We start from the raw sequence: 10,087 nt of genomic DNA, 5'->3' as shown, positions 1-10,087 counted from the left end.
TGTAAATACCCCACTCTTAACACAACATCATCGTAGAATAATTAAGCCACCTGCCTGTACTCAGCAGGTGTCATATCATTAAGTGAATCATGGGGTCTTTCAGTGTTATAAACCTTGATCCATTCCTCAGTAAGCTTACTGACTTCATTTAAATCATTGAATAAATAACAATCCAAAACCTCATTGCGGTAACTGCGATTAAACCGTTCAATATAAGCATTCTGATAAGGACAGCCAGGCTCGATATAATCAATATAGATGCCATGAGCTGATGCCCAATCAGTAAATATGCTGGATGTAAACTCACTGCCGTTATCCACACGAATTTGCTTAGGATAGCCATGCCACTCGGCTAGCTGGTCAAGGTAGCGAATTACTCGGAGTGAAGGCATACTGGTACCAATATCAATGCCTAATACTTCACGGTTGTAATCATCAATCACATTAAAGGTTCGAAAGCGAATATTGTTGTGCAGCTTATCGCTCATAAAGTCCATAGACCAAGTATGACCCAATGCGTTTGGCACACTTAGCGGCTGGGGATTACGTGTTGGTAGCCGTCTTTTAGACTTACGGCGTAGGTTTAAGTTTAACGCTGTATAAACACGGTGTACTCGCTTATGATTCCATGAATAGCCAAGCTTGCGTATACGCTTAAAACACTTTGGGAAACCCCAACGATTGTGCTTGTCAGTAAGCTTGTTTAAGACATCGATAATCTCACTATCATCAGATAGTTTAGATTTATAGTAGTAAGCAGTTCGACTCATGCACACGACCTGACAGCTCAATGCAATACTGACACCATACTGCGCCTGTAATTCTTGCGCCCAGACTTTGCGCTCGGGTACAGGCGCTATAGCTTTTTTATGATATCTTCTTGCATTTGCGCTTTAAGGCTTAAATCAGCATACATCTGTTTGAGTCTACGGTTTTCTTCTTCAAGCTCTTTTAAGCGTTTGACGTCAGAGGCTTCCATACCACCATACTTGGAACGCCATTTATAGAAAGTCGAGCTAGCAATCCCGTATTTACGACACAGCTCTTTAGCAGGTATCCCAGCTTCTGCTTCTTTTAATATCGATACGATTTGGGTCTCAGTCATTCGTTTGCTCATATCAAAACTCCTTATGGGTATTTTATAAGAAATTCTACGTTTGAGCTGTGTTAGTTTAGGGGATAGTTACAATAGTTAGAAATGATAAGTAAAAAAAACGTTTTTTTATAAACATATTGTATGCCTATTTAGAATATGTGATTCTGAGTTTGTTATTTATATATCAACACTCTCTTAGCCAAAGCCTAACGAGTGTTGATATGCAGAGTATCATAATCTGTAGATAGTCTGCATAAGTTAGCTAGTTTAAAGCATCGATAAAAAGGTTTTAATACAAATAGTGTTTCTCTCTTTCAGCTATTAGTATGTTAATCTAAAGCTTATTAAAAATAGATGTTTAACGATCAGAAGGAGCCCTATGACAACCTCAAAAGTAACCTACCAAGGCGATCTACGCACCACTGCCATTCACTTACAATCAAACAATGAAATCATCACCGATGCACCGACTGACAATCAAGGTAAAGGCGAAGCGTTTTCACCGACTGATCTATTGGCGACGAGCTTAGCCAGTTGTATGCTTACCATTATCGGTATCAAAGCTCGTGATATGGAGATTGATATCACCGGCACTACCGCTGAGGTAACCAAAGTAATGGCTGCTGATCCAAGACGGGTTAACGAAGTGCATATCGCTATTACCTTTAATCAGCAGCTCGATGAGAAAATGCAAAAAATATTTTATAACACTGCCCTGACTTGTCCAGTTGCGAAAAGTATTCATCCTGATATCATGCAAAAGGTGACCTTTAATTATAAGGATGATTAATATGGCTACCAAAACTTTGCTTATCGTCGCTCATGCGCCATCGCCCAACACCAAGAAGTTAGCGCAAGCGGCCTACGATGGTGGCAATCATCCTGATATCGATATCAAAGTGATATTAAAGTCACCACAAGACACGCAGCCTGAAGATGTGCTCGCAGCAGATGCTTTGTTATTGGGAACGACTGAAAACTTGGCGTATATGGCAGGACTGACTAAGGATTTCTTTGATCGCTGCTATTATCCAGTGCTAGAAGAAAAACAGGGCATGCCGTTTGCGTTATATATTCGCGCAGGACACGATGGCACAGGGACTAAAAATGCGATGAAAACGATTACGACGGGGCTGCGCTGGGAGTGGATTCAAGAAGCATTGATCTTACAAGGCAGTTGGCAAGATGAATTTACTAAGCAAGTAGAAGAGCTGGCGATGACGCTTGCAGCAGGAATTGAGGCAGGTATTTATTAAAATCTACTTAAAGCAAACAGCTTCAGGTCAGTGCGCTTAGTTTTGAAAACGTCAAGATACTAGACTTCAATAAGGTTACAGCTGGACTAAAGCGCCAGCCTACGATACAGCTTAGTTTTTATTTGGAAGTGAGGTATTCATTAACAGGACTTTTTTTATGAATAAGGGTAGCTTAGGTAATACGGATTTAAGGGTGGCTGCCAACCTACCATTTTCGCAAGCTTGTGAGAATAATAAACAGCCCATTCTAAATGTACTGCAAAGAGAATTAGAAAACTATACTCAGATATTAGAAGTGGGGTCAGGCACGGGTCAGCACAGCGTTTACTTTGCGCCGAATCTGCCTGGTTTGCAGTGGCAAACCAGCGATGTGACTGATAATCATCAGGTGATACAAGCTTGGCATAACGCCTATCCCGCACCAAACCTGCAAGCACCGTTGGCTTTTAATTTGCGAATAGATTCTATTCCAAAAGCTAATACTGGCAAATCTTATGACGCTGTATTTACCGCCAATACGTTACATATTATCGCTTGGCCTTTGGTTGAAAGGTTATTTGAGTTGGTCGGGGCAGCACTACCGTTAGACGGTAAGCTGATTGTTTATGGGCCATTTAATGAAAACGGACATTATACTAGTGTGAGTAACCAGCAGTTTGATCTCAGTTTGCGCCAGCGTGATGCTGGTAGTGGGATTCGTAATAAAGAAGATATTATCGCTCTAGCAAAAAAGAACCAACTTGCATTTCGTGAAACCTATGCCATGCCAGCCAATAATCAGATATTGGTTTTTCAAAAAATAACCGCCAACTAAATCAGTGAGCGGTTATGTCGATCTTAATTCCAAGCTTTAACCGGTATTACGTAGCCCTGCTGCTAAGGCGTTGATACTGCGAATCAGGGGATCTTCTACGGCCAGTTTGTCAGCACTTCTAACACTATTGTCATCGGATTGACGCATACGTTTAAGGAGCTCGATTTGAATATAATTAATCGGATCCAAGTATGCATTACGCCATTCTAATGAATGGGCCAGCTCTTGTTGGTTTGAGAGTAAGGAGGTCTGATTTAATAAAGAGTTAAGGCCTGAGTTTGTCAGTTCATGCTCATCGATCACGGCCTGCATGACCCGCTCTCGGAGGGTTTTATCGTCACACAATTGACTGTATGCTTGAGCAATACTCATTTCAGACTTTGTAAAGGCCATCTCAATATTGCTAATAAAAGCACTGAAAAACGGCCAGTTCTCGTTCATCTCTTGCATCAAGGCTTCGTCTTGTTTGACACTTTGTAAAGCACTGCCCACACCATACCAAGCGGGAAGGGTAAAGCGAGCCAGTGACCAACCAAATACCCAAGGTATCGCTCGAATGGTCGATTTGCTTGGCAAGCCTTTTTTGCGATGAGCAGGACGCGAGCCGATATTTAGCAAAGATATCTCTTGTACGGGCGTGGCTTCGGAGTAAAACTGATAAAAGCCTTCGGTATTGTCTGTCAAGGCACGATATCGTTCCTCACCGGCATCAGCCAAACGAGAAAAAAGAGCTTCGTATTCCTCTAACTGTGTTGGCTGTGCAACAAACCGTGAGGAGCTGGCTTTTAATGCACCAGTGATGCCCATGGTGAGTTCAAAGACAGCTGTATCTGGATTGGCGTATTTGGCATACAGTACCTCACCTTGTTCAGTGAACTTGATTTGTCCATTTAAGGTGCCAGCAGGCTGAGCTGCAATGGCCTGATGGGTTGAGCCACCACCCCGGCTGACGGAGCCACCACGGCCATGAAACAGTCGTGTGCTAATGCCGTATTTATTGGCAATATGGGTTATGGTTTGCTGAGCGCTATACAGCTGCCAAGCTGAGGTAATAATGCCACCATCTTTTGAGGAGTCAGAATAGCCAAGCATGATCTCTTGCACGTTTCCTGAATGCTCAAGAAGCTCACGATATAGTGGGTTCTCTAAAATCGTTGGCATGATTTTGTCAATGTTTTTGAGGTCTTCAATGGTTTCAAATAAGGGTGCAACGGGTAACGCTGCAAATACCTTGCCGTCATCATCAATGCCAGACAAACCCGCAAAACGCATCAGTAGAAGCACTTCTAACAGTTGACTGGCATTATTAGTCATGGAGATAACATAGCTGCCAAAAGTATCGGCGCCGACCAGTTTACGCAGTTTTGCCACAGCGTTCATCAAATTAAGTTGCTCATGCGTCTGCTCACTTAAGTTGTCTGTATAGATGAGCGGTGTGCCAGGCTTTTCTAACAGACGAGTAAGCCACTGTTGACGCTCCGTTTCACTCAGGGTTTGATAGTCAGGTAGATTAGAGGCATTAGCAAAAATATCAGCAATGACGTCACCGTGATACCCTGAGTCTTGGCGGATATCAAGAGATGCCAAATGGAAGCCACAAGTCTTGACCAAGCGAATGGTGTCAAGCAGCAAGCCCTCGCTATGAGCTTGATCATGGGTGTAGACGCTTTGGCGAATGAGGCGTAGATCATCTAATAAGTCTTGTGGTGCGGTATAGGCATTTTGGGCGGCATCTGCGTCCGCACCTTGGCTTTGAATATGCTGATTGGTGGCTTTTATTTTGGCCAAAATAATGGATAGCAGTCTTCGATAGGGCTCGTTGTTGTAATCATCAGGATTATAATAAAAAACCCTTTGATCAAGCTCACTGTAGTCTTTGATACGGGCATAAACTTCTGGCGCAATATCAACGATAGTGTCGCTATGAATCAGCTGACGACGCAGTTTTCTGATCAGCACCTGATAATGACGCAGTACCGCATTGGCGTGCATGAGTACCGCCATCTCCGTGGTCTCATAAGTGACGAATGGGTTACCATCTCTATCGCCACCAATCCAAGAGCCAAAGTTAACAAAAGCGGGTAATGGGTAGTCGCTGAGCTCTGGATAAACCTCGACGATGGCATCTTTGGTATTGCGGTATACTTTAGGAATGGCGGTAAACAAACTGGCATTAAAATAGTGCAGCCCATTGTTTATCTCGTCATAAACTAAAGGCTTGCGAGTGCGCACCTCATCTGATGACCATAATAAGTCAATCGTTTCGGCGGTTTTTTGTTTGGCCTGCATAAAAGCCAGACTGCCCTCGGGGTAATCGCTCATGGCATCGGTATGCTCATAGAGCGTTTGCAGGATGTTCATGGTCGTACGCCGACGTGCTTCGGTTGGGTGAGCGGTAAATACAGGGATAAATCTTAATTGATCGATAAGTTCTTTTATTTGTTCAGGCTCAATATTGCGGTCACGGCATTCTTGTAGAGTACGGCGAAAGGAGCCTTCCCAGCTTTGGTTGGACTGGCTACGCAAGATACGGCGCTGCTCACGCAGGTAGTTTTCTTCTGATAAGTTTGCCAAAAAGAAGTAAATGGAGAACGCACGTATGACGTTTTTTAGGGTTTGGTTGTCTAACGAAGCAATCAGTTCAATCAGCTGCTGTTTGTTGCCCTCATTAGGCTGACGACGCTCTTGGATAAAACCTTTACGCAAGGTTTCAATAGTATCTAGTGTGTGTTGCCCTGATTGGCGAGAAATGGCCTCACCCAAAAAAGATCCCAGCAATCTAATACGTCCACGCAATACGTCGTTCTTTAATAACATAGCTCGTTTCCTTGTCCAAAATTAAGGTCTCTCGTCGATAAATATACAGATGCAGAGCCCTAGACTCCTTGATAAAAAGTACTTAATGACTGGCATGTAATCAGTAGCTGCTTGTTATTGGTTTGGCTGTACATTTAAAAGTCGACCTTAAAATCATACACGAACAAAAGATAAATAACAGCCAATCCAAACAAAGTAAAAAAATTTAGCACCTTAAAAAAAGTACAGTTGGCAAAATCGTTAGCCAACGATTGGCCACTGTCACTAAATCCAAAGAGTAGTATCGCCAGGTTTTAGGACATCATACTTAACCAAACCTAAACAAGCTTCACGATATATGTGACATAAACGCTTGTTTTTTTTGAGTAATATAATTGATGAGCTTTGGCTACAATCCAAACTTACAAGCAAGAGTTCACCCTATGGTGAGCATCAAGTTAGTGAGCCGTATAAAAAAGCATGGTTTAGGATAGCCAATATCAGAATAACGAAGTAAGCAGGGTCGATCCAGAGATAACCAAACGACAGTTGAAGTCATTATAAATTGACAAGGATATAAATACTGGATCGGCGAATTTGAAGTGGTCTCACTAGAGTCCAGATTACTCATCAGCTAGGATATATTATGAAAACAAATCTTGATCATACTGACCCCGCTAACGATATGAATACAGAGTTTGGTAATGGCGGTGAAACACATCAGCGCGCAGAGAATAATGATAAGGTGCTAACGACCCAACAGGGCGTGGCCATCTCTGACAATCAAAACTCGCTAAAAGTAGGCGCTCGTGGCCCAAGTTTACTAGAGGATTTTGTCCTGCGTGAAAAAATCAACCACTTTGATCATGAGCGTATCCCCGAGCGTATCGTACATGCCCGTGGTAGTGCAGCACACGGTTATTTTGAGCTAACCGAGTCGTTAGAAGAGTATACCACTGCCAAGATTTTAACTGAGACGGGCAAGCAAACGCCTCTATTCACTCGTTTTTCGACCGTGGCGGGTAATAAAGGCTCAAAGGATACACCACGTGATGTGCGTGGCTTTGCGGTAAAAATTTATACCGAAGAGGGGAATTGGGATATCGTTGGGAACAATATGCCAATCTTCTTTATTCAAGATGCGATGAAGTTTCCAGACCTTATCCACGCCGTTAAGCCTGAACCTGACCGCGGCTTTCCACAGGCGGCCTCTGCGCATGATACGTTTTGGGATTTTGTCTCACTCAGCCCTGAGACCATGCATAACCTAATTTGGCTGATGAGTGATCGTGCGCTACCACGTAGTTTTAGCATGATGGAAGGCTTTGGTATTCACAGTTATCGGTTGATCAACAAAGATGGCAAGAGCACCTTTGTACGTTTTCATTGGAAGCCAGTGCTAGGTGTGCAGTCATTAATCTGGGATGAGGCAGTCAAAATCTCTGGCGCTGACCCTGACTACAATCGCCGTGATATGTATGAAGCGATTGAAAATGGGATCTACCCTGAATGGGAGTTTGGTGTTCAGTTATTTACTGAAGAAGAAGCCAATGAGTTTCCATTTGACCACTTGGATGCGACTAAGCTGATTCCAGAAGAGCTGGTACCCGTCAAAATAGTCGGTAAAATGGTACTCAACCGAAATCCAGATAACTTTTTTGCTGAGACTGAGCAAATAGCGTTTTGTCCATCGCACCTGCCGCCTGGCATCGACTTTAGTAATGATCCCTTGTTGCAAGGTCGTTTGTTCAGTTATCTAGATACCCAGCTTAAGCGTTTAGGCTCACCAAACTTTGCGCAAATTCCGATTAATGCGCCAAAATGTCCATTTGCCAATAATCAGCAAGATGGTCATATGCAGATGCAAGTACCCAAAACGCGTACCTTGTATGAGCCGCAAAGCCTAGATCCAACCCGTCCCCGTGAAAGTACCAAACACGGTTTTGAATCATTCCATGAGCAACTGGATGATGGCGTAAAAGGCCGCATTCGTGCAGAGAGCTTCGCTGATCACTATAGTCAGCCACGTATGTTTTACCGTAGTCAAACCGCCGCTGAGCAAGCGCACATTGCTTCAGCGTATGCCTTTGAGCTAGGTAAAGTCGATACGCCGCACGTCCGCACACGCATGCTAAGCCACCTGATTCATATTGACGAAGATCTGGCCAATCGTGTCGCAAAAGCACTGGGTATGCAGCTACCAGAGCCTGCCAAAGCGGCGGCGCCTGTACAAGATATGCCAACATCAGAGGCATTACAAACGATCGGTCGTACGCCTGAGAGTTTAAAAGGGCGCTTGATTGGTATTTTGGTTGCTCAAGGCTCCAGGCATAGCGAAATTAAAAAGTTTGAAGACGCCGCCAAAGCCGAGGGCGCTAGTGTAAAAATCGTTGCGCCTAGTAAAGAGGTGGTTTTGGATGACGACACCCGCATACAAGCTGATGAGCGCCTCGCTGGCGGGCCGTCAGTGATGTTTGATGCGGTTGTCAGTATCATCATGCCAGAGCAAGCCAAAGCGCTGGCTGAAGACAGCTCAGCAATGGACTGGTTTACTCATGCTTACGCACACTGTAAGGCGATTGCTTATTGCGGGGCCACCGATGAGTTTATCTTAAGCAAACTTCCTGTCGAAAAAGACAGTTTTGTCACGCCACTTGCTGAGCTAGAGAGCTTTATCGAAAACGCCAAATCACGTCTGTGGGAGCGTGAGCCTAAGGTGCGTGATCTGGCTTAGTTAAAGCAGTAACGGTAAGCGTAGTAAAGGTCAGCTTTATTTAGACAAAGCTGACTATGGTTTTAACCACTGAATGTTTTATCTTAAACTCAGCCTAAGTGCTGAGTTTTTGCGTTTATGATGCTCAGTGTATGACTTGTTTCAAGCATCATCTCATGTCTTTTAATGAACTATGGTCACAAGCGTTCACTCAAAGTCGTTTATTTATAACTGGCGAGCGCTATACTAAAGCTCATCGCTTACATGGGAAGAGAGCCTAATAATAAAAATGAGTAACGAGATAGGGAGTATCAATGAGTTTATGTGAGATTATACGCCTAGATGGCTACATTCAAAGTACGTATCTTGCGGTATATCCGGATAAGATTATGCTACTAGACGGTGGTAGCCGCCCTGATGTGACAAAGGTGCTGGGCTATATTAAGACAACCTTACAGCGCCCGATAACAGATTTAAAAGTCGTGGTGGTCACTCATATGCATCCAGATCATGCAGGCGGGGCACAAAAATTTAGAGAAGCGACAGGCTGCATGATTGTATCTGCAGATAAGAAGGATCAGTGGTATAAAGGGGTTAGCGGGCGAGCCATGCATTTGGTGGATATGAGTCTGGCGCATTACGTGGCTAGGCGTCAAGGTCGTTCACCCAAAAACCTGTACTATCCAGCACATCTTAAGCCTGATATCTGTGTAAAAGATGGAGATCGTGTGCCAGAGTTTGATGACTGGCAAGTGCTAGAGACGCCAGGCCATACAGACCGTGATTTGTCTTTGTTTCATAGCCCGAGCCGCCAAGTATACACCGCAGATTTGATTATTAAACTGCGTCATAAATTCGTGGCACCGTTTCCTATCTATGATCCTAAGGTTTATATTCAGTCGTTACAAAAAATTAAAGCGTTGAAATCCTCTGTGGTTATGATGGCGCATGGAGGTGAGCTGGCGATAGACGAGGCCACTTTTGATATGCTGATAAAGCAAGCGCCGAAAAGTCCACGAACGGTCAAAGACACCATCAAGCATAAAGTGATGGGTAGAAAAGCAAGTGTTAAGGATTATTAACAGTGAATAACAGCTAGTCTTCTGATTCAGAAGGTTTAAACTGCAGCCATAAAAAAGCCCAGTCATAAACTTAATGACTGGGCTTTTGGAATATGGTGGACCGACCGCGACTCGAACGCGGGACCAATTGATTAAAAGTCAACTGCTCTACCAACTGAGCTATCGGTCCTGAGCGAGGATAAAACGAAGCACTGCTTCGTCCGAGCGCAAGAGAATTTACATTTTCGTAAATTCTAAAAGCTGCGTATCCAAACTAAGGGTTGCGATTATTCGCAAGGGAAATCTTTTAAATAGGATTTCCAAAAGTCTTGCTAGCAACTTAAGTTTAAA

The 10,087-nt window shown here is 43.7% G+C and carries 7 protein-coding genes and 1 tRNA gene; 5 read left to right on the top strand and 3 right to left on the bottom strand.

Translation table 11 applies throughout. The features are described 5' to 3' along the window. Positions 1–41: 41 nt before the first annotated feature. Positions 42–1,117, bottom strand: a protein-coding gene (locus tag J3492_RS08320) for an IS3 family transposase (RefSeq protein WP_424108382.1) whose coding sequence is annotated in 2 segments (ribosomal slippage) — positions 42–868 and positions 868–1,117 — 1,077 coding nt in all. Because the reading frame shifts where the segments join, the coding sequence is not laid out codon by codon here. A gap of 358 nt (positions 1,118–1,475) precedes the next feature. On the opposite strand from J3492_RS08320, the gene J3492_RS08315 reads away from it, so the two are divergent. The 3 genes from J3492_RS08315 (at position 1,476) to J3492_RS08305 (ending at position 3,166) form a co-directional block, all read left to right on the top strand. Then, a complete protein-coding gene (locus J3492_RS08315; protein WP_207991508.1) occupies positions 1,476–1,886 on the top strand; it encodes an OsmC family protein in 411 nt (136 codons plus the stop codon). Between the two features lies 1 nt (position 1,887). Continuing rightward, on the top strand, positions 1,888–2,352 hold the full coding sequence (locus J3492_RS08310) for a flavodoxin family protein (RefSeq protein WP_207991506.1): 465 nt from the start codon (positions 1,888–1,890) through the stop codon (positions 2,350–2,352). Positions 2,353–2,509: 157 nt separating this feature from the next. Continuing rightward, positions 2,510–3,166, top strand: coding sequence for a DUF938 domain-containing protein (locus tag J3492_RS08305; protein WP_207991504.1), 657 nt, complete (start codon positions 2,510–2,512; stop codon positions 3,164–3,166). A 36-nt stretch (positions 3,167–3,202) separates the two neighbouring features. Here J3492_RS08305 and ppc read toward each other — a convergent pair whose 3' ends face one another. Continuing rightward, entirely contained in the window at positions 3,203–5,983 is a 2,781-nt protein-coding gene (ppc, locus tag J3492_RS08300; protein WP_207991502.1) for a phosphoenolpyruvate carboxylase, read from the bottom strand. A gap of 625 nt (positions 5,984–6,608) precedes the next feature. Between ppc and J3492_RS08295 the strand changes: the two genes are divergently transcribed. Together J3492_RS08295 and J3492_RS08290 are read left to right on the top strand one after the other, a co-directional pair. Continuing rightward, positions 6,609–8,696 (top strand): catalase, encoded by a 2,088-nt coding sequence (locus J3492_RS08295; protein WP_207991499.1) that lies wholly within the window; start codon positions 6,609–6,611, stop codon positions 8,694–8,696. 293 nt (positions 8,697–8,989) lie between these two features. Beyond that, on the top strand, positions 8,990–9,757 hold the full coding sequence (locus tag J3492_RS08290) for an MBL fold metallo-hydrolase (RefSeq protein ID WP_207991497.1): 768 nt from the start codon (positions 8,990–8,992) through the stop codon (positions 9,755–9,757). Positions 9,758–9,850: 93 nt separating this feature from the next. Here J3492_RS08290 and J3492_RS08285 read toward each other — a convergent pair. Next, positions 9,851–9,926: transfer RNA gene (locus J3492_RS08285), tRNA-Lys, on the bottom strand. Positions 9,927–10,087 lie beyond the last annotated feature (161 nt).

The organism is Psychrobacter coccoides, assembly GCF_017498085.1.
Taxonomy (GTDB): Bacteria; Pseudomonadota; Gammaproteobacteria; order Pseudomonadales; family Moraxellaceae; genus Psychrobacter; species Psychrobacter coccoides.
The sequence above is the reverse complement of the archived record's forward strand: the minus strand, read 5'-3'. Positions and strand labels throughout refer to the sequence as shown.

Bases quoted from the DNA above. Each gene is read 5' to 3' on its own strand.
- J3492_RS08295 (WP_207991499.1), top strand. From the start codon at position 6,609: ATGAAAACAAATCTTGATCATACTGACCCCGCTAACGATATGAATACA.
- J3492_RS08305 (WP_207991504.1), top strand. From the start codon at position 2,510: ATGAATAAGGGTAGCTTAGGTAATACGGATTTAAGGGTGGCTGCCAAC.
- J3492_RS08310 (WP_207991506.1), top strand. From the start codon at position 1,888: ATGGCTACCAAAACTTTGCTTATCGTCGCTCATGCGCCATCGCCCAAC.
- J3492_RS08290 (WP_207991497.1), top strand. From the start codon at position 8,990: ATGAGTTTATGTGAGATTATACGCCTAGATGGCTACATTCAAAGTACG.
- J3492_RS08315 (WP_207991508.1), top strand. From the start codon at position 1,476: ATGACAACCTCAAAAGTAACCTACCAAGGCGATCTACGCACCACTGCC.
- ppc (WP_207991502.1), bottom strand. From the start codon at position 5,983: ATGTTATTAAAGAACGACGTATTGCGTGGACGTATTAGATTGCTGGGA.